10 protein-coding genes and 1 riboswitch are annotated in these 21,219 nt (G+C 56.8%); of the genes, 7 read left to right on the top strand and 3 right to left on the bottom strand.

The features are described from left to right. Positions 1 to 7: 7 nt before the first annotated feature. Together O2597_RS00420 and O2597_RS00425 are read left to right on the top strand one after the other, a co-directional pair. Entirely contained in the window at positions 8 to 619 is a 612-nt protein-coding gene (locus tag O2597_RS00420; protein ID WP_269522175.1) for a TetR/AcrR family transcriptional regulator, read from the top strand. Positions 620 to 737: 118 nt separating this feature from the next. Next, a riboswitch (TPP riboswitch) is annotated at positions 738 to 855 on the top strand. 65 nt (positions 856 to 920) lie between these two features. Then, entirely contained in the window at positions 921 to 3,056 is a 2,136-nt protein-coding gene (locus O2597_RS00425) for a TonB-dependent receptor (RefSeq protein ID WP_269522176.1), read from the top strand. Positions 3,057 to 3,659: 603 nt separating this feature from the next. Here the strand turns inward: O2597_RS00425 and O2597_RS00430 are convergent. Genes O2597_RS00430 through O2597_RS00440 form a run of 3 tightly spaced genes read right to left on the bottom strand, consistent with a single transcriptional unit; the run spans position 3,660 to position 8,364 of the window. Then, entirely contained in the window at positions 3,660 to 4,340 is a 681-nt protein-coding gene (locus O2597_RS00430) for a GDSL-type esterase/lipase family protein (protein ID WP_269522177.1), read from the bottom strand. A 14-nt stretch (positions 4,341 to 4,354) separates the two neighbouring features. Then, a complete protein-coding gene (locus tag O2597_RS00435; protein ID WP_269522178.1) occupies positions 4,355 to 6,640 on the bottom strand; it encodes an FAD-dependent oxidoreductase in 2,286 nt (761 codons plus the stop codon). Continuing rightward, positions 6,637 to 8,364 (bottom strand): sodium:solute symporter family protein, encoded by a 1,728-nt coding sequence (locus tag O2597_RS00440; protein WP_269522179.1) that lies wholly within the window; start codon positions 8,362 to 8,364, stop codon positions 6,637 to 6,639. Before O2597_RS00440 ends, O2597_RS00435 begins: the two co-directional genes overlap by 4 nt. A gap of 249 nt (positions 8,365 to 8,613) precedes the next feature. On the opposite strand from O2597_RS00440, the gene O2597_RS00445 reads away from it, so the two are divergent. The 5 genes from O2597_RS00445 (at position 8,614) to O2597_RS00465 (ending at position 20,999) form a co-directional block, all read left to right on the top strand. Next, a complete protein-coding gene (locus O2597_RS00445) occupies positions 8,614 to 10,683 on the top strand; it encodes a glycoside hydrolase family 2 TIM barrel-domain containing protein (protein ID WP_269522180.1) in 2,070 nt (689 codons plus the stop codon). A 433-nt stretch (positions 10,684 to 11,116) separates the two neighbouring features. After that, positions 11,117 to 12,856, top strand: a complete 1,740-nt coding sequence (gene uidA / locus O2597_RS00450; RefSeq protein ID WP_269522181.1) for a beta-glucuronidase — start codon at positions 11,117 to 11,119, stop codon at positions 12,854 to 12,856. Between the two features lie 78 nt (positions 12,857 to 12,934). Beyond that, a complete protein-coding gene (locus O2597_RS00455; protein ID WP_269522182.1) occupies positions 12,935 to 14,407 on the top strand; it encodes a glycosyl hydrolase family 28-related protein in 1,473 nt (490 codons plus the stop codon). Between the two features lie 221 nt (positions 14,408 to 14,628). After that, on the top strand, positions 14,629 to 18,489 hold the full coding sequence (locus O2597_RS00460) for a PKD domain-containing protein (RefSeq protein ID WP_269522183.1): 3,861 nt from the start codon (positions 14,629 to 14,631) through the stop codon (positions 18,487 to 18,489). A 209-nt stretch (positions 18,490 to 18,698) separates the two neighbouring features. Continuing rightward, entirely contained in the window at positions 18,699 to 20,999 is a 2,301-nt protein-coding gene (locus tag O2597_RS00465) for a WD40/YVTN/BNR-like repeat-containing protein (protein ID WP_269522184.1), read from the top strand. Positions 21,000 to 21,219 lie beyond the last annotated feature (220 nt).

The following is a 21,219-nucleotide window of genomic DNA, read 5'->3' on the forward strand; positions in this document are numbered from 1 at the left end:
CAGCTGAATGGCCCGCAAACGCTCACGTCCCAATACTGAATCCGAGTTCCGGAATGCCGTTGTCGACCTAATTGGCCAACGCGGCTTTGACGGCCTGGGCATCAACCTCATCGCGCAGAAAGCAGGCTCCGACAAGGTATTGATCTACCGCTATTTCGGCGACTACGAAGGCCTGCTCCAATCGGTGGCGGAAAGCCGTACGTGGCTTCCTTCCCGAGATTCCATTCTTCAAGCACTGCATGGCATTTCCGAAGGTCCGGAGTTATTGCGCCGTCTGGCACTGTTTATCGTGAGGGAAATCCGCAAGGAAGCCGTCGCCTGCAAACTCTTCTGCTGGCGTCATGCCGTCGACAACCCGATGACGCGCACGCTGAACCGGAGCTGGCACGAACTGATCCAGACGATCACCCATTTATTTGCAGACGGGCAGGACTACGACAGCCGCAAACGCTGGGAACAGGCCTGCCAGGTTGCTGCCCTTTGGGTCGAAGCGGAAGTCTGCGGCCGCAGCATGGACACCGCCTTGCTTGAAGCCGCTGGGGCAGGATTGAACACGGAAATCATCCCCGCCGGTGTGGAACCGTCAGGCAACGACAGCCTGCCGACCAATTTGCTCTAGGACGATCCATTCGGTAGGAGCCGAACAGCAGGGATAAAGCAGGCCATTACCGTTACGGGTAAGATGTTCTGCCTCCGGATTTCACGTTGACAAGCAGGCGGACGCGACAAGCCTAGGCGGTCTTCCTTGGGGGCGACCTGGAATGGGTCTGAGATGCTGCCCTGCTTCGGCACAGTAGCGGTCCCTTTGAACCTGATCCGGTTGACACCGGCGTAGGGAAAGGAAGGGAGTGCCGCCAGCGAGCCTCCCGCCTTCCACCGCCAAAAGGCCGGATCTCAACAACATGAAGATTGAGATCCATATGAAACAACTCACAGCACTCGCACTCGCGGCCCTGCCCTTGTGCACACACGCAAGCGCGGATACGGCCGAGCCCGAGGCCCTCCCCACTGCCATCGTCACAGGCGAACTCTGGGAATCCGACCTGAACCGCACCACTGCCAGCATCAGCCTGCTCGAAGGCGAAAGCTTCGAACAGTCCGGAAGCCAGCACTTCGAAGACATCGTCAACGCGATTCCCAACCTGACCTGGACCGGCGGCACCTCACGCCCCCGCTATCTCCAGATCCGGGGCGTCGGGGAAAATTCACAATTCGAGGGCGAGACCCCGGATTCCTCCGTACGCTTCCTCGTCGACGACCTCGACTTCACCGGTCTCGGTACCATCGGCAACCTCTTTGACGTCGATCAAGTCGAAGTCTTGCGCGGCCCCCAGGCGGGTGCCTTCGGCGCCAACGCCGCCGGTGGGGTCGTCAAGATTACAACCCATGCGCCCACCCCCTTCTGGACCGGACAAGTAGAGGGTACGGTCGGCACCGACAGCCTGTTCGCCGGCGGCCTGGCAGTCGGCGGCCCGGTACTGGAAAATGATCCGGAACAACTGACCTTCCGCTTGGCAGTCCACCAACTGCAACAGGATGGTTTCCGCGACAACCGCTACCTCCACGAGGAAGACAGCAATGAACGCGACGAATTGACCAGCCGTTTGAAGCTCCGCTGGATCGCAAGCCCGGACTGGCAATGGGACGGCACGCTGTTCTATGCCGATGCGGACAATGGCTACGACGAGTTCAGCCTGGATAACACCGAGTTTGACATCTACTCCGACGAACCCGGACGGGACGAGCAGGAATCCTATGCCGGCAGCTTACGGGGCACCTGGACCGGACTGGATAAGGCAGAACTGACCAGCATCACCAGCTATAGCCGGACCGATTCCCTCTACAGCTATGACTCCGACTGGGGCGCCGGCTACATCGGCGTGCCCGACGACGCACTCAGCGGCTACTACGGATTCCTGGAAACCGAACGCGAGCGTGATGTATTCAGTCAGGAACTACGCCTCGACTCCGTTGACCGCTCCGACGCCTGGGGCTGGGTCGACCGCTGGACTCTGGGCACCTATTTCCAGACGCTGGAAGAGGACACCGACACATTCTATATCGACGAGTACGGCACAATGGCGGCGGGCTCCAAATTCGAGACAAGCAACCTGGCCGGCTACGGCCAGATGGCCCATGACTTCTCGGAATCCACGCGTTTGATCATCGGGCTCCGCGCGGAATACTACGAAGTGGAAACCACAAGCAAGGGCACGGACGCAGGCTACTATGCCGGCTCCCTCATGAGCGGCAAGTCGGACGCCGACGAATTCCTATGGGGCGGGAAGGTGACCCTCGAGCATGACCTCAGCCAGGCTCAGATGCTCTTCGCCAGCTTCGCCCGCGGCTACAAGGCCGGCGGTGCCAATGTCGCCAGCTTCACGCTACCGGGCGACCCGTTGACCTACGACAACGAGACACTCTACAATCTGGAATTCGGCCTGCGGAGCGACTGGTTCGACGGGAAGCTGGTCACCCAGGTAACGACCTTCTACCTGCTCCGTAAAGATGCACAGCTGCGTGATTCCCAAGGCGCCGGCGGCTTTTTCCGCTACCTGACGGTCAACGGAGAAGACGCCGAACACTACGGCCTGGAAGCGGAAGCAACCTGGTACCTGAACGACCAGTTCACCGCAAGTGCCGGCCTCGGCCTGCTCGAAACGGACCGCGAGAGCTACAACGACCCCAGCGGCAAGGTTGCCTCACGCGAACTGTCGAACGCACCGGCCTTTACCTTCAACGCGAGGATCGATTACGAAGCCGGCAACGGGTTCTTTGCCAACGCCGAAGTCGTAGGCAGTGACGACTACTACGAATCCAACAGCCACAACGAAAAACGCAGTGCGTTCGCGGTGGTTAACGCGGCGGTCGGGTACCGTTACCAAAACTGGACCCTGACCCTCTGGGCCAAGAACCTGTTTGATGAGGAATACGAAAAGCGTATCTTCTACTTCGACAATTACCATCCGGACGATGCGTTCGTTCCCAACGACCGTCGTTACGAGGATCCGGCCAACCCCCAACAATTCGGGGTGACCATGAACTACAAGTGGTAATAGTGCTAGCCGAAGTTTAATCGATTCAATCTCCCGACATGCCTCGTGCGGTCGGGAGATTTTTTTTGTGGGCATGCATTGACGGCTAGAAGGGATGGGTGAGCTAAACAGAAGGGAGCTCAGCGGACTTGGGAACCCCTCCACCGCGGCGCGGTCCCCCTCCCCTGCAAGCAGAGGAGGAGCTTATTTGGGGTGGCTTGCGTGGTCTGGTTAAGTGTTTGTGTCTTGTCATCAGCAGCTCGAGACCACCCCGGCTTCCGCTCGGCGGAATTCACCCCTCCTGATTCGGGAGGGGAACTAGCTGTGTAGCGTCGTCAAAATTCCCCTCCTTGGCTAAGGAGGAGTGCCCGCTGGGCGGGGTGGTTGGTGCGTCGTACAAGAATTCTGGGCTCGTGTATGTGGCGTGGGCCCCCGACGTCTTCGCTTCTCGGATCCCCCTCCCCTGCAAGCGGAGGAGGAGCTTGTTTCTCCGCGAGTGTCTTCTACGGGGTTACTAAATAAAAGCTCCTCCTCTTGCCCAAGGGGAGGTGTCCCGGCTTGTCCGGGACGGAGGGGTTCCCGCAATCATGACTCACACGCCCAAAACGTTGAAACACCCAGTCTCTACTGCGCGAAGAAGAATCCCGCTTCCTTCCTCGGAAGCGTCTTGAGGGCACGCAGCCAGGTGTCGGCCATCTTCTCAGCACCTTGCGCGTTGGGATGGACTTTATCCGCAACGGTATCCGTCTCCCAATCGAAGCCTTCAGCCTGGTTGACCAAGACAAGATTGTCCGCGTATTCCGAAGTCCTAACATACTCTGCCAGTGCTTCATTCAATTCCGGGATGTAGGCGTACTTCGGCAACTTCCCGGAAACAATGACTTGGGCGACCAAGATGATCGCATCCGGATTGCGAGTCAGGATCGCACGGACGATCCGGTCCGTCTCCTTCAGGATTCCCGGAACCGGCTTGTCCTTGCTGAAGCTATTGTGTCCCGAATGAAGCAAGACCACATCTGCCGGATATTGTTGGTACACCTCCTCGATCATGGAAGCGATGTAAGCGGTGTTCTTGCCACTGTAGCCGGCGTGGGCCGACATGGCATCCTGTTTCGGCCCCACGAAGCTAAAATGCAAGCCGGCCGCTTCCAATTTCGACGGCAGGAACTGACGGTAACAGACAAAGTGCCCGCCTCCTTCCGTAATCGAATCCCCAAGCGGTAAGATGGTGGAATTTCCCTCCGCCATTCCGGAATGCGTGATAAACAAGCCCATCAGTAGGGCAATGTAACGCAGGCATTTCATATTCAAAGTAAAAATCAGTCGGAAAACACTTGGATCGAACAAACCGCCGCCGGGGCACCATGTGTCTCCAACAGTTCCAATTTCAGCGCTGATGTTTCAACCGTCCCTTGCAGGCATATTTCGACCCGTCCCTGATAGTTATTGGAATCTTCCGCTAGGACCGCACCACTGCCGTCAGTCAAGCGGAAGTGCTTCACACAATACGGCATGGCGTCTTCCGGGTGGTGCCACTGCACGGTTTCCATGGCGTGATCGTAATCCACATCGAAGAAGAGAATGACTTTACGGATGCGTTTCGATTCCGGCCATTTCAAGGTCAAAACCGGAGCCTCATCTTTCGGATCCGCCACCCAGGCATTACTTTGAATAAACGGCCGGACGTAGTCGTTTGCCAAGTTGCCGACGCCAAAAGCGGGGATGGCCGGCTCGATAACCAGCGCCGGCAACTTCCCCACCGGGCGACGTTCCGGTAGCCAGAATTCAAAGCTTTCAAATCCACTGCCCTCCGGCGGTGTTTGCACCGCACTTTTGGCCACCTTCTTATTGGCGGTATGTACAAGAGGCATGACTCCGGTGTGATAGCTGTCAGAGACCGCGATCTCCACCCCCGGACAAGCCAACAGACAGACAAAGACATAACCGGAAGTGTCCAGTTGGGTCTTAAAGCCAACCGGCATCAGCACATCCTTCCCCGCACGCAGTGGGACTGACAGTGTTTCCAAAACCTCATCCGGAGTATAGTTCCCCTCCTTGCTCGCGCGACGCAGTTGGACAACAAGGTTCTGCGCTTGCTCGCTGGTAAACGTGAAGCTCAACTTCGGCATCGGCCCGGCCCCGACCGGCAGCAAGATGGCACGCGCGCAATCCATTGTGGCATAAGCCCCCGACTGCGGAAAGCCGCAGAGCCGGCTTTCGCTACTGGCCTGAATACAGGCCGAGCCAGCCAGGTTTGCCGCATCCTCCGGCAGCTCGAGATGCGGAATGAATTGCCCACTCCTCAATAAGCGACGCTGCAGCTCCCGCATATGTAAAGCCTCCGTCAGATCGCTGGGATTTAAATCAGCTTCACGGCACATCGCCGCGGCCATGCCGACCGCCTGCGCATTGTGCGCGCAGGTCATCATGACACGGGTCGAACCAAAGGCAATGTGTGAAGCTGAAATCAGACGCCCTGCCACAAACAGGTTCTCTACATTCCGGCTATACATCGTCCGGTAAGGAATTTGATAGACCCCCTTGCTGTGAAACTGGGTGCAGCCTGATTCGGAACTATAGACCCCGTCGGCCGGATGAAGGTCAATCGCCCATCCACCGAACGAAACCGCATCTTCAAATCGCTTCTGCTCGATGATATCGGACTGGCACATCATGTAGTCACCCTCGAAGCGACGGCTCTCCCGCTTGCCGGGAATCGTGCCGATCCACTCAAGCGTCTGGTTCGCCGCATCCGGGAACTTGCCCGAGTTCTTCACGTAGTCCCAAACACCATATGCGACTTTCCAGAGTTCCCATTTGATCGCTTCGGTATCGTGGATGGTATCCATTCGACCGCCGTATTCCAGCCACCAGAAGTTACAACCGTATTGATTGACTTGAATCTGCTCATGACGGGGAATCTGCGTGATGTCCTTCAGGGCAAAGCTCGGCGCAGTGTATTTAACCGGCGCTCCCGTCTCTTTGGCATAAAAGTAAATGGTGTGTCCGAGCAGTTCACCGTAGCTGATTTCGGGCGCAAAGGGCTCGTCAAATTCTTCCGCGGTTTCGGCACCGACGCGATAGGCGGCCCCCGCCAGATAGCCGACGATCCCATCACCCGATGCATCACAAAACAAGGGGGCGGTCACATCATAGAGCGTGCTGTTCTGACTGCAAAAGGCATGCAGTGTCTTGATCCGTTTCTCCCCGTCCTTGTCCAGGGCGACCATTGCCGTGTTCAACAGGAGCGTAATGTTCGGCTCGGCCTGGACCTTTTCCAGCAGCAGCGCATCGAAATACAAGGGGTTGCCTTCGCGGTTGCGCCACATGTTTTCGACCGCAATCTCGTCGATCACCCCGCCCTCGCGTGCCCAGCGGTTGTTGTTTCCCTGGTGCGAGGTCGCCCCCAAGGCCCACAGGCGCACTTCCGAGGATGCATTGCCGCCCAAAACGGGACGATCTTGAACCAGAACGACACGGATCCCCTGACGCGCTGCGGTGATCGCCGCACAGGTGCCGGCAAGCCCGCCGCCGACAATGGCAAGATCCGCTTCAAGTTCGATCTTTTTGAGCTCTCTTTCGAGCGTTGGTTCAGAAATAGTCATGTCAGATTCCGTTTTTGTTGTATCCGGATAAAAAAGAAAATCAGGCAGGTGATCAGCACGAGCACCGCACCGAAGACCGCTAAAATCAGATGCCCCTCGTCGTTAAAGGGGATGAGGCCGAACATCAGCAGACCGCAGAGCAGGAGGCAGCCGCCCACAATGATCGCAGGCAGGCTGCTGGCCTCAGTCACCTTGCCCGCCGCAATGACCTCGTTGACTTGTTGTTCAACGCGTTTCCAGCCGGCCGCCGTTTCGCCCCGCCAGAAGTGCATCACGGTGAGGATGCTGACGGGGATCACCACGCCGATGATCAGGTCCACCGTCGTACCGTTGGCCTGGAGCCAATCCGCCAGCGCTTGTGTCGATTCGGACACCAGCATGCCGTTCGCACCCAAGCCGATTTTTAAAACCAGCCCCAGCACGAAGCTGATAGCCACAGTCGTCCAGATCGCCCGGATGCCGACACGTTTGCTGAAAAGGCCCCAAATCGTCGGAGCCAACAAAGGCCCCACCATCAGGCTGGTAATCGCCACGACCACCTTCTCGGCTCCGCCCAGATAGGGAATCAGCAACGAGACACCGATCAACACGGCACCCAGCAAAATCGTAAAGACGCGGCCCATTTGAACCAGATGCCGTTCCGATGCCTCCGGCTTCAAGAGGCGTCGATAGATCTCGTCCGTCAGCACACCGGCAAAAACATTCAACTGCGAACTCACCATACTGGCCGTGGCGGAAAACATGGCGGCCACCATCAAGCCCACCATACCAGCCGGAAGGACCGCGCGACAGGCCAGAATGTAAGCCTCCTGCGGGTCCGCATCCGGATTGATCGTGCGGTAGATCATCGGCGGCAGGAGCCAGAGCATCGGGCTCAGCAAATAAAGTCCGCCAAACAGATAAGCGCTCTTCTTCGCCTCCTTCTCACTCGACACACAGATGAAGCGCTGGGCAAAGGCCCATTCCGCCCCGATCATGAAAAAGTGGATCAGCACCCAACCGACGAGGAAGAAGACCGTGTATTTATTGCTCGTCAGGGCAAAGAAGCCTTCCGGTGCTTTCTCAAGGAATGCCCCCACACCACCGGTACTGGCAAAGGCCAAAGGCACAATAAAGATCACGGCCAGATTCAGCACGATGAACTGCAGCACATCCGTCATCAACACGGCCCAGAGCCCACCGGCCATGGTGTAAATCACCACAATGCCACCGAAGATAATAATGGCCCAAACCAAAGACAGGTTCCCCGTCGACGGATCACACAGCGGGTTGCCCGCATCCAGGGGCATCATCGCCACAAGCACAATTGAGAGCGAGTACAGGGAAACCGCCACGCCAACGATACGGAAGACCATCATCGCCCAGGTGTAGAACTGCACAGCCGAAGCTCCAAAGCGCAGCTCGATGAATTGGGCCGGCGTCTTGACGCCCATTCGTTTCCAGTGCCCGGCGACGAAAAAACCTACCAGCAGCGCCGCCACACCATAACAAAGGTTGATGATGACTGCGACTAAGCCATGCTGGTAGGCGATCCCACCCCATACTACAAAAGTCCCGGCCGAAAACATCGTCATGAACGCACTCAAGCCGGAAGTCCACCAGGGCGACTCCCCTCCGGCGGCAAACATGTCTTCCGAGCTCTTGTTCTTGAACGAAAGAAAGAGCCCGACCAGGAAAATACCGATCAGGTAAACTGAAAGCACGAAGTAATCGATGGAGTGCATAAGTGGAAAACAGTGTCAGTTGGGGTGGGTGATCCCGCGTTGTCCGCTGAAGAGTCACGACCACAGCCTACCGCAAAGATCAAATATTAGACGACAGCAAAGATAGTCGCACAACCGCCACAAATTTGTTACAGTCACAAACTGCCGCAAACTGTGACTGTAACACCGAAGCCCGGGTTTAAGAAGACTTTGCAAGCACCGTATACTTCCGGTTCTTGCGTGGGATCAACACTCGCGCCAACAACTGCAATGTCTCCGAAATTCAAACATCAGATGCTCCGCTCCCCCCTGAAAATCGCCGGCCTCCTGCTCCTTTGCCTCAGTTCGCTTCTCTCGCTGCATGCAGCGCAGGAGTTGGACCTTTCGGGGCAATGGAAGTTTTCCATCTACCCAAAACATGCGGACGATCCCAGCTGGAGACAACCGGGATACGATCGCTCCCGCTGGGCGGACATGACTGTTCCCGGGAGCTGGGATACCGAAAATAAATATGCCCACTTCACCGGCACCGCATTCTACGTGAAGGAGTTCGACCTGCCGGAAACATGGGAGGAGCCATCCTTTCGCCTGCGCTTCGGCGCGGTCTATCAAACCACAGAAGTCTGGCTGAACGATGAATACCTGGGCAAGCATGTGGGTGGCTACACGCCCTTTGAATTCGACGTAACCAAGGTCATCCGCAAGGGCGAAACCAATACACTGGCAGTCACTGTAAACAACAAATACAACCGCGGCGCCTGGTGGAAATGGGGTGGCATCCATCAGAAAGTTTACTTGGTCAACGAGGGTCCCGTTCGGATTGTCCGTCAGAAAATCATAGCCGAGCCCAATCTTGACGACGGCAGCTCGACAATTGACCTTGAGGTCACGGTTCGAAATTCCGGTGAAGACGTCTTTACCGGTGAGCTGCAATCACGCATCGTCAGTTGGAAAAGCCAGACGCCACACGGCAGTTTATCGAAGGAGTCCCTTTCAGTTGATCCCGGCGAAACCGTCAAGGTCTCCCTTCACTTCGAACTCGCGGCATCGGAAGCCCGTCTTTGGGATCTGGAGGATCCGTACCTCTACCAGCTACTGAGCCGATTGATTGATGACCATGGCTCGGTTTCCGAAAAGAAGGACCGATTCGGTATCCGAAAAATTGAGACAGCCAATGCCAAGCTCCTCCTGAACGGAAAAGAGCTGCATCTCAACGGTTTCAACCGCATCGCCACCCACCGGGCCTACGGGCAAACCGACCCGGAGCCACTCATAAGGTTTGATATCGACACAATGATGGCGATGGGGGCGCGCATGAGCCGTATCGCGCACCATGCCCAAAACCCTGCCCTGCTCGATTACTGCGACGAAGTCGGCATGCTCATCATCGAGGAAATTCCGGTCTGGGGCAAAACGGAGCAGCAAACCCAGCCCAACAATCCACTCACGAAGCAATGGCTGACCGAGATGATCGAACGCGACTACAATCACCCCTGCGTGATCGGTTGGTCCGTCGGCAACGAGTTGGCGGAAAAGAACCTGGATGGGCAAAAGATGAGTTGGCGGATTTACGAATACGTCCGCACCATGATCGAACATGTCGCGAGCCTGGATTCGACCCGGCTGAAAACCTACGTCAGCAACACGGCCACAGCGGCCAATGGCCCGGGAATCGACCCGAACGACCTCGTCGACATAATGATGCATAACAGCTATGGCGGGGCGCCCGGGCAGGTGCAAAAGCTGCACCAGGTTTGGCCCGAAAAACCGGTCTTCGTGTCCGAGCTCGGGAAGAGCCAGATCGGCGAGAGCCTCGACAATGGCTTGCACGAGCAGCTAAAGGAAGAGATCCTGGCCTTGAAGGAATTCGATTACGTCGTGGGCTGCTCGATCTGGAGCTACAACGACTACCGCAGCCACTTTGGCGGCACGCCGCTCACCGAAAACCGCGCCTGGGGCATGTATAACGTGTGGCGCCAACCGAAAGCCGCGGCCTACGAAATGCGGGAACTCTTTACCGCTGAGGCCAGCGATGCACCACTGCCCACGATGACCGCCATCCCGGCAGAGCGCCCCGAAGACGCAGTCTACATTCAAGCCGTCGTGCCCATGCAAAACAGCTGCATGGTCGGCTTCACCGTGGTCGACGAGAACGACGACTATGAAATCGCCTACGAGAAGGACGGGGGCGAAGCACAAACGCTCGTAATCAAAAAGCTGCGAGGCGCCGCCAAGATCTCCGGCTTGGAACCGGGCGATTACACATTCCGCATCCGCCCGGTTCGTGCCGGCGAACCGGGTCCGTGGTCGGCAAGCTATTCGACGCATATTCGGCACTGAGAAAAATCGACACAATAGACCCAAGTAGAACCCCTCCCTCGGACTGAGCGCCTTGGCGCTCGGTCATGCTTAAGCGGCGCAAGGCATAAAAGTAGTTCAACGAGAATGGCACGGACTAAAGGCAATGATCCGTAGTGGCGACTTCAGTCGCCAGCAAGTCGACGCACCTGCAGGACGTAATATGGCAGCTAAAGCAGCCACTACCGCCCAAAGCCTCTATAGGCCCAAATATTCAATTCCCCTTATTAAGTCCGTGCTATTCTAGTTCAACGACTTTCAAGGTAACGGCCGGAAGGGATACTTCCGGCCGTTTTGGTGTGGAGCGAGTCGTGGCAGCTCTCCCGGCCTGAGCTCGCCGCTACGGTATTTGTGACTGTATCAGTCGACAAATGCTTAACCCAGACAATGGGGGTCTACATTAAATTGTATATTCATGCTCTATCCAAAACGCACACAAACGAGAGACCTGTTCGAACTGAACGGTATCTGGAATTTTGCCCGCGAGCTCGACGAAAGCAACTACGCCGAAGGTTTCACCGCGGAAAAGCAAGTCGCGGTGCCCGGCAGTTACAACGACCTCTTCACGGACAACGAATTCCGCACCTGGGAGAAAGGGACTTGGTATGCACGCAGCTTCCAATTGCCGCGGATGCTCCGGTCCGAGCGGATCGTGCTTCGCTTCGGATCGGTCAGCTACCGGGCGGAAGTGTATCTGAACGGGCAACATCTCGGCGGTCACGAGACCGGGTACACCCCCTTCGAGTTTGACATCACGGAACTCGCCAAGTTCGACGACGAGAACCTGCTCTGTGTGCGGGTCGAGAATACACTCTCGAACGAAACGGTCCCGATGGGGAATCTGCAGAACAAGCCGGAGGCCGGGCAGTTCGCCGGACAGTACCCGGACACGCCTTTCGACTTTTTCCCCTATGCGGGGATCCAGCGACCGGTCGCGATTTACACGACTCCCAAAACCGCATGGCTGGACCAGGTCGCCGTCGAAACCACTTACGAGGGGAACACCGGCCATGTCAGCATCGGTGGCCGGTGCTGCGGTCAGGCAGCGAAGGCGTTCATCTCGGTTCAAGGCACGGAAGCCAGCACGACGGTGGAGCTCCACGACCAGACATTTGCCTCGATGCTGAAAATCGAGTCGGTGCAACTCTGGGGCGTCAACCGGCCAAATCTCTACCAAGCCCGCATTCAGTTGATCGATACGGATGGCAATGTACTCGACGACTACACCCAGCAGTTCGGGGTGCGCACCGTCAAGGTGGATGGCAACCGCATCCTGCTCAACGAGAAGCCGGTTTACCTGCAGGGCTTCGGACGTCACGAGGACTTTCACATCATCGGCAAAGGCCTCAACCACTCAGTCAACATCCGCGACCACGAGCTTCTGAAATGGATCCACGCGAATTCCTACCGCACCACGCACTACCCCTACTCCGAAGAGCTTATACAGCTGGCTGACGAACAGGGCATCCTGCTCATCGCCGAGGCTCCGGCCGTTTCCATCAATTTCGACTACGTCAACGAGCAGACCCTGAAAGCCCATAAAAAGGTGCTGGCCGAGCTCATCGAACGCGACCGCAACAACCCCTCGGTAATCATGTGGTCGGTCGCCAACGAAGCCACCACCGACCGTCCTGAATCGATTCCCTACTTCAAGGAGCTTTCCGAACTCGTTCGCTCCATGGACTCGACCCGACCGGTGACCATGATCAGCTGCAAAGGTGCCGACGACCTGGTCATGGATTTCTTCGATGTGGTCGGCGTCAACACCTATCCGGGCTGGTATCACCTCCCCGGCCAGGTCGATGCCGCCAAGGAGCACCTCCGCGCATCCCTCAAACAGATGCACGAACAGTTCCGGAAACCGATCCTGATTACGGAATTCGGCGCCGATACGATCGCGGGCATGCACAGCCTGCCGGTCGAGCAGTGGAGCGAGGAGTATCAAACCGAGCTCATCCTCGGACTGATCGAAGTCATGCGCGAAATGGACTTCGTCGTCGGCGAACACATCTGGAATTTTGCCGATTTCCGGACCGCACAGGGCTTTGCCCGGGTGGGCGGCAACAAGAAGGGCGTTTTTACCCGAGAACGGCAGCCCAAGATGGTCGCGCATTTCCTAAAGAAATTCTGGTCGAAACCACGTTACGAAGATTGAACGGTCACCAGATTTCTTTCATTCTCTAATGACGTGTCTCTCCCCAAGAAAACCCACATCTCTACGATTTTACTCATTATGTCATTGATCCTGAATGCTTCAGCCGAGCAATCCGACCTATGGGGCAAGCATGGGGAAAAATGGAATAACCATGGCCGCCTGCCAGACTTCTCCTTTGCGGGCTATCACATGGGCGAAAGCCCCTTACCCGATGAAGCGGCCGGCACCAATGTCCTTGACTTCGGTGCGGTCGGCGACGGCAAGACTGATAGCACCGAGGCCTTCAGGCAGGCCATTGCACAGGCCGAAGGTGTCATCAAAATTCCGGAAGGCCGCTACCTGATCAGTGATATTCTCTGGATTAAAAAGTCCGGGATCGTGCTGCGGGGTGCCGGGCCGGACAAAACTTTCATCGTCCCGACTACGAAGCTCGAGCAGGTCCGGCCAAACATGGGTGCGACAACCGAAGGCCAGCAGACCTCGAACTACTCCTGGTCCGGCGGATTTATCTGGATCAAGGGACAGCGAAACGACAAGCGACTCACAGGGATCATCACTACAGCCGTCCGCGGCGATACGACTTTCGAAGTCGCCGACACCAGTTCCCTTTCAGTTGGACAAACGGTTCGCGTCAATATTCAGGATGCACATGATGCCTCGATCACCCGACACCTCTATGCCGGGGATCCGGGCGAAGGCATCGCGGATCTCTACAATTTAAATAAAGCCACATTTATCTCACGCATCACTGACATCCAGGGAAACCTGCTCCGGATCGAACGCCCCCTGCGCTTTGACTTGCGCCCGGCATGGAAGCCGACCCTGACCACCTTTGAACCCACCGTATCCGAATGCGGGATCGAGCAATTGAGCATCGAATTCCCCGTCGAACCCTATGGCGGACACTTCAAGGAACTGGGCATGAATGCGATTGCCATCGAACAAGCAGCCAACTGCTGGGTGCGTAATGTGGACATCCTTCATGCGGACAGCGGCATCTTTCTAAGGAGCCAGTTTTGCACGCTGGAGAACATCACCTTCGTATCGAAGCGCCCCGATGTCACCGGCGACCAAGGGCATCATGGTATCAGTTTCACCATGGACGCGCAGGACAATCTCCTACAGCACTTCGAGTTCCGCACACAGTTTATCCACGACATCACCGTCGAAAACATGGCCAGCGGCAATGTCATCAAATATGGCAAAGGTCCCAATCTCTCCCTCGACCACCACCGCTGGTGCCCGCACGACAACCTGTTCTGCCAGATAGACTGCGGCGAGGGCAAGCTGATCTGGCGATTTGGCGGGGGCAAGCAGCGAGGCAAGCATACGGCACGGGGCGCGACCTTCTGGGCGATTTATAGCCAGCAGAACATCCCACATCCCGGCTCGGAATTCGGTCCGGCCGAGGTCAATTTCATCGGTCTGCATACGGCCGAGCCGGAGGTCAAAGATCCGAACGGCCTCTGGTGGGAGACCATAGATCCGACAGAGCTGGACCCTGCCGACCTGCATGCCGCTCAACTACAGCGGCGCTTGGAAAAGAGGTAAGGCAGGGCTTTCGCCCGCTGAAGCACTTTAGTGCGGTGAATTCGCCTTTCACTGTGTATCATTGGACATCGATACGTATTTGATAAGCAAAGTGACAGTAACATTAACATCATGATTCCAAGGTCCAGACGATTCACTATGTAAACGTAGCAGCACAAGAAAACACGCAGAGCCTTAGCCCCACAAAATATAGCTCATGAACACGTGTGAAGCCCCACTTTATGCTACGAAAAATAATAATACCCCTACTCGCGAGCCTGGTCATCACTTCTTACAGCTCGGCGAACGACCCCTTGCGTCCCGACGCCAATGGCGTGGTGGAGGCAATATTCAACCCCGACCTGAACTATGCCGCCTATGGTCGCTGGCTCTCCAGCAAGATGGGCGGTGGCGGCTACATGCTAAATGTGGTCATGAACGATTATGATCCGGACATCCTGTATGCGCACAGTGATGTCGGCGGGATTTTCCGCTCGGACGACAATGGCCGAAACTGGTATATGGTTCATAATACGGTCAGCCCCCAGAGCCTCGACTGTGTTCGCGACCTACTCGTCGACCCGAACGACCCCGATAAGCTGATTGCTGCCGTCGGCACACGCTGGGCGCCCAAGCAAGGCATCTACGTCAGCGATGACGGCGGACAAAGCTGGACCAAGACACTCGACTGTCAGGTATTCGGCAATGGCTCAAATCGTAGCGCGGGACGCATACTCCAACGCTCGCCGATCGACGATGACACCATCTATGTCGCGCCGGGGATTGAAGGCATTTTCATGAGCACCGATGGCGGGAGCACCTGGCAACGCCGCGATGTCAATCTCGACATGGGGATGCATTACGTCACCGACCTGAAGATTGATCGCACCAATGCCAACCGCATCTTCCTCTGCGCGGAAACACGCACGATGTCGAGTATCAGTTCATGGACCTCGAGCCGTACCTATTACAGCCTGACCGGCGGACTCTTCCGCTCCGATGATGGAGGTCAAACCTGGACGACACTCGACAGCTCCGCCCCCCTCGAGATGCTGCAAAGCCCGGTCGATGCCGCGCGCTGGTATGCGATTCGAGACTGCCGCCGAATCGAATATAGCGATGATTATGGTGCGACTTGGACCGACGACTCCACCGGTCTGTCATTGACCAGCGATCCCTCACCGCCCCCACAATGGGACACTAGTTACAAGAGTCTCGCCGCCGGACCGGATTTCCTCGTCGTCGGCAGCGGCTCGGGGACCTTCTACATCAAACAGCCCCTCAGCAGTGACTGGGCACCCATTACCAATGTCGGCCGTTATCAGGGTGACTGGTATGCGAAAACCGTCGAGGGCGAATGGGACCACTTTGGCCGGGCCACCGCCTCGGTGGTCGTGGACCCCAATGACCCCGATCACTGGTTCTTCACGGATTGGTATTCCGTTCACCAGACATGGGATGCCGGAGCAAACTGGACACTGACCATCGACGGCATCGAGAACACCGTCATACATGATGTTGCCGGCGTGCCGAGTGATCCGGCAACCGTGCACATGGGGATGGCCGATAACGGTTATTACCAGTCAATCAATGGCGCAGATTCATTCCCCACCCGCGCGGGATCCACCAGCAATTGCAAAGCGGTTGCCGTCGCTCCGTCCGACCCGAATACCGTCTACATTCTGGGTAACCACAATTGGTATGTCGGCTGGTATTCGAATACAGTTTATGCCAGCACGAACGGCGGGCTCAGCTTATACCGTCAGGATATGACGAATGTCCCGAAAGATCCGGATACAGTCGGAAGTGCGATCAATCAATGGCTCGTCAATTCGATCGCAGTGGATTCGAGCGATTCAGAAAAAATCTACATCACCGTAAGCGGTGCCGTCGCGCAGGATGAAGGTGGCGTCTGGGCCAGCACGGACGCCGGTGACACCTGGACCTGGGACAGCGCCGGACTCCCCTCGGCATCGAGCTTCTTCCAATCCTCGATCTGGGATACGGGACATCAACTCGCCCGTAATTTCAACGGCTCCATGGTCGCCGCCACCAGCGGTTCGATCTACTATCGGGACAGTGATAATGACAACTGGGCGAAGGCCTCCATCACCAGAAATGGCGGGAGTTTCAACCAGGTTTATGCCTCCGCGACCGAAAGCGGCGTCTACTATCTGGGCGAATCCTACTACGGCGTGCATCGAAGCGACGACAACGGCGCGACCTGGACCCGCGTTCTGGATCAGGGCGTGCAGTCGCTGGCCGTCGACCCGAATCAGGACCGGATCGCGGCCGCGCTCGACGAAGCCGGGGGCATCCTGCTCAGCGACGACGGAGGCAGCACCTGGACAGCCGTCGATAACAACATCCCGCAGCGTTATCGCCTGAAGATGGCATTTGCCGGAGACCGCCTGGTCGTCGGCACGCCTGGAAACGGCACCTTCTATCTCCCGCTGACGATCGAAAGTCTCGAAATCAGACATCCGGCCAATGATGATGGCGTCTATACCACCGGTCAAATTGCCATCCTCGAAGCCGACTACTATGAACTCTTCGACGTGCCGGCGAGTCTCCAATGGTCGGTTCTCGATAATCCCAGCGGCATCCAAATCGACGATCCCACCGCACAAAGAACATCGGTTCGCTTCACAGAGGAAGGTCGCTACAGCATCCTGTTGACGGCGACCTCGACGGACGGGCTAATCACCACGCGCGTGGTCAACTTGACTGTGCTGGATACACAACCGACCGGCAACTACGCTGAGTTTGGCGGCGAGATCAGCATCGAAGCTGAAAACTTCAGCGACTCGGCAGATGGCTCCGGCGATTTCAGCGGCCACTATTGGACCTTCAGTGACCAGCAGGCCGGTTACACCGGAACCGGGGCCATGACCAGCGATGTCAACATCGGTAACAATTCCGGCGATACGACAGACGGCCCACGGCTCGATTACGATGTCTATTTCAGCACGCCGGGCACTTACTACGTCTGGGCCCGGCTCTATGGTGACTCCAACGTGGATGACTCCGTGCACTTCGGTCTAGATGGCAGTCCGGTCACATATGGCCGGTATGGCGTCGGCAGCGTCGTTGACGGCGCCTGGTCCTGGAGCAGCAAAGTGTGGACAAGCTTGTCCGCCATCACCATCCCGAGCGCAGGCACCTATACGATCAACGTATGGATGCGCGAAGACGGCGTCTGGTTCGACAAGCTCTACCTCACACAAAGCACGACGACTCCCACAGGGGAAGGCACGGCTGCCTACGATGCGCTGGCCAACACACCACCGGAACCAAGCATCGATATTCCCGGGTATGCCGAGTTCGGTGGCAGCGTAGCCATCGAAGCGGAGAACTACACCGTCTCGGCAGCCGGTTCCGGCGATTTTTCCGGCAGCTACTGGACCTTCAGTGACCAGCAGGCCGGTTACACCGGAACCGGAGCCATGACCAGCGATGCGAATACCGGACGAAATACCGGGGATACGATCGTCGGCCCACGGCTCGATTACGATGTCTACTTCAGCACGCCGGGCACTTACTACGTCTGGGCCCGCCTCTATGGTGACTCCAACGTGGATGATTCCGTGCACTTCGGTCTAGACGGCAGTCCGGTCACATATGGCCGGTATGGCGTCGGTAGCGTCGTTGACGGCGCCTGGTCCTGGAGTAGCAAAGTGTGGACAAGCTTGTCCGCCATCACCATTCCAAGCGCAGGCACCTATACGATCAACGTATGGATGCGCGAAGACGGCGTCTGGTTCGACAAGCTCTACCTCACACAAAGCACGACGACTCCCACAGGGGAAGGCGCGCCTGACCTGGGAATCGAATACGACTCCGGCACCGCAACCGCCGATGTGCAGGTGAGCGCCGCAGTCGCCTTGAATGGTTCTGCGACCGATGACGGGATTCCCGGAACTCAAAGCCTCACTTACACATGGGAAGTGGTCAGCGGTCCCGGCTCCGTGGTGTTCACCAATGCGGAAACGGCCAACGCATCGGTCGAACTCGACACCGCAGGAAGCTATGTCATCCGTCTGTGTGTCAGTGATGGCGAGTTGGAAAGCGCTAAGGAAGTCACGCTAGAGGCAAGCAACTGATAGACTCGCATGATCAATGGAACCGGTGCACCATCCGAAGGCATATTTATCTGATCCTTCGGAATGGTGCACCACCCCATGAGTGACAGTAACACCGGAACTGTCATTTCATCATCAAGTTGAGGTCGACTATACTGGGCAAACCGCAATTGTTAGCAGGGTTTCAAAGACGCCGGATCTCCTGCAAGTCCCCCATTCGAGACGATCACATGCGACGCATTCTGCTCATTCCATTCCTATCATTTTCGACCATCTGGATATTGTCCGCTTGCCATCAGCGTAAGCCGTCCACGAACGCACCCGAATCCAGCGAAGCACCCGCAAAGGAAGCAGTCACGGGCGAACCGGTTCAGGCAAAACCGCCTACAGGCGAACCCATACAGCCCATGCCCGACGCCGTGGTGGAGTCGGTCTTCAATCCAAAGGAGAACCTGGCACACTACGGCCACTGGCGCTCCAGCAAGATCGGCGGAGGCGGCTATTTGCTCAATATCCTGACCAACGAGGTCAACCCGGACATCCTTTATACCCATAGCGATGTCGGTGGCATTTTCCGCTCTGACGACGAGGGCCGCAATTGGCGTATGGTGCACATCAACTACCATCCGCAAAGCCTGGACTGTGTTCGCGACCTTCTGGTCAATCCGCAAAATCCGGATGAACTGATTGCTGCAGTCGGCGATCAATGGACCCCGCAGCAGGGCCTATTTAAAAGCACTGATGGCGGTGAAAGCTGGAAGAAGGTTCTCGACACACAAGTCTTCGGCAATGGCTCCAATCGTAGCACGGGCCGCATTCTGCAGCGCTCGCCGAAGGCCCCGGAAACGCTCTATGCGGCACCTGGTTGGGACGGTGCATTCGTGAGCCACGACAATGGCGAAAGCTGGGAATCACTGGGATTGGAGCAATGCTACGTCAATGATCTGGATATTGACCGGCACAATCCAAACCGGCTTTTTGTCTGTGCGGAATCCCGCAAGATGTCGAATAAGACGACATGGAATGGATCGAGGAATTATCGTGACCTGGCAGGTGGGTTCTATCGATCTGAAGACGGAGGCCGCACATGGGCCCGGTTGAGCGAAATAGCCCCCATTGAAATCGTGCAAGATCCGGTCAATGCAGAACGTTGGTATGGTCTTTTCGATAGCCGAACCGTCGCTTACACCGAGGACCACGGGGACAGCTGGCAGGAAGCCAACGAAGGCCTCGAAATATCGGAGAGCAAGCCATCTCCCACTTCAGACAAAAGTTATAAAGCCATCGGCGCAGGCCCTGACTTCCTCTTGCTGGCCAATGGTAAAGGGTCCTTCTTCATCAAACAGCCAACCGATAGCCCTTGGAGAAAGATTGAATCCGGCGAACGCTTCCAGGGCGAATGGTATGGCCGCTCAAAGCCGAATACCTGGGATAAGTTCGGACGCGCCACTGCCTGTATCGTGGTCGACCCGCTTAATCCCAAGCACTGGTTTTTCGGCGATTATTACACGATTTACCAAACTTGGAATTCCGGCAAGAACTGGACACTGACCATCGATGGGATTGAAAACACTGTCATCCACGCGGTTCATCAAATGCCGAACAATCCAAATATTGTTCACATGGGCATGGCCGACAATGGCTACTTCCGATCCACCGACGGAGCGGCATCGTTCCAAAAAGGCGGCGGTTCTGCCGACAACTATAAAGCGATCGCGGTCGCTCCATCGAACCCGGATGTCGTTTATATCCTCGGACCGAAATATCATGGATGGTATGCCGACACGCTTTTCGTCAGCCAAGACGGGGGTGTCCATTTTGAGCGCTCACCCATGAAAAACATCCCGCAGGCAAAAGACCAGTGGCGCGTCAATTCATTGGCGGTCGACGTGAAAAATCCCGATAAAGTCTACATCGGCGTCAGTGGCCCGATCGCCCCGGGCCAGGGCGGGGTCTGGATGAGCTCGGATGGCGGTCAATCCTGGACATGGGACAGCGAAGGCCTGCCCGAAGGAAATAGCTTTTTCCAAAGTTCCATCTGGGACAACGGTTATCAACTGGCACGCAACCCGAATGGTTCCATGGTCGCAATGAAGCATCATATGCTCTACTATCGCAGCAGCGACCGACAACCATGGCAGAAATCCTCCATCCAGCTGAGGAACTCCCAAAGCAAGTTCACACAACTCCTGACCTCGCCCGATGAATCCGGAGTTTACTATCTCTCCGAACAATACGGCGGCCTGCACCGCAGCGAGGATAACGGCCGGAGCTGGAGCAAAATCCTGGACCAAGGCGTGCATGCGTTCACCATCGACCAAAGCAATAGCCGTTTCATCGCAGTCGCCCTCGACGACGCGGGCGGCATCCTGATAACCGGCAATGCCGGTTACAACTGGCATCCAGTCGACGATCACCTGCCCCAGCGGCATCGCCTAAAAATGGCCTTTGCGGGCAGGCGCCTCGTCGTCGGCACCCCAGGCAACGGAGTATTTTACCTGCCGCTAGAGAGCATTCAAGCAAAGGAATGACCCCTGTTTCCGGCTTTTAAGGCGCAAGGATCCAGAGACACGCGTCTCCATTCCGAGAGCATATTCCGTAGCGCTGGCATGTGACTGTAACATCTCCACCGGTATTTCAAGCGCAGGCGAAGTTTCAATACAATAGGTAGATACCATCTACAGGACACCCCCGACGATCCATTCGCGGTACCGGACGAGCATCCGGCTTAAATAGAATTCAACTCCGCCC

It is taken from the genome of Coraliomargarita parva (genome assembly GCF_027257905.1).
Taxonomy (GTDB): Bacteria; Verrucomicrobiota; Verrucomicrobiia; order Opitutales; family Coraliomargaritaceae; genus Coraliomargarita_A; species Coraliomargarita_A parva.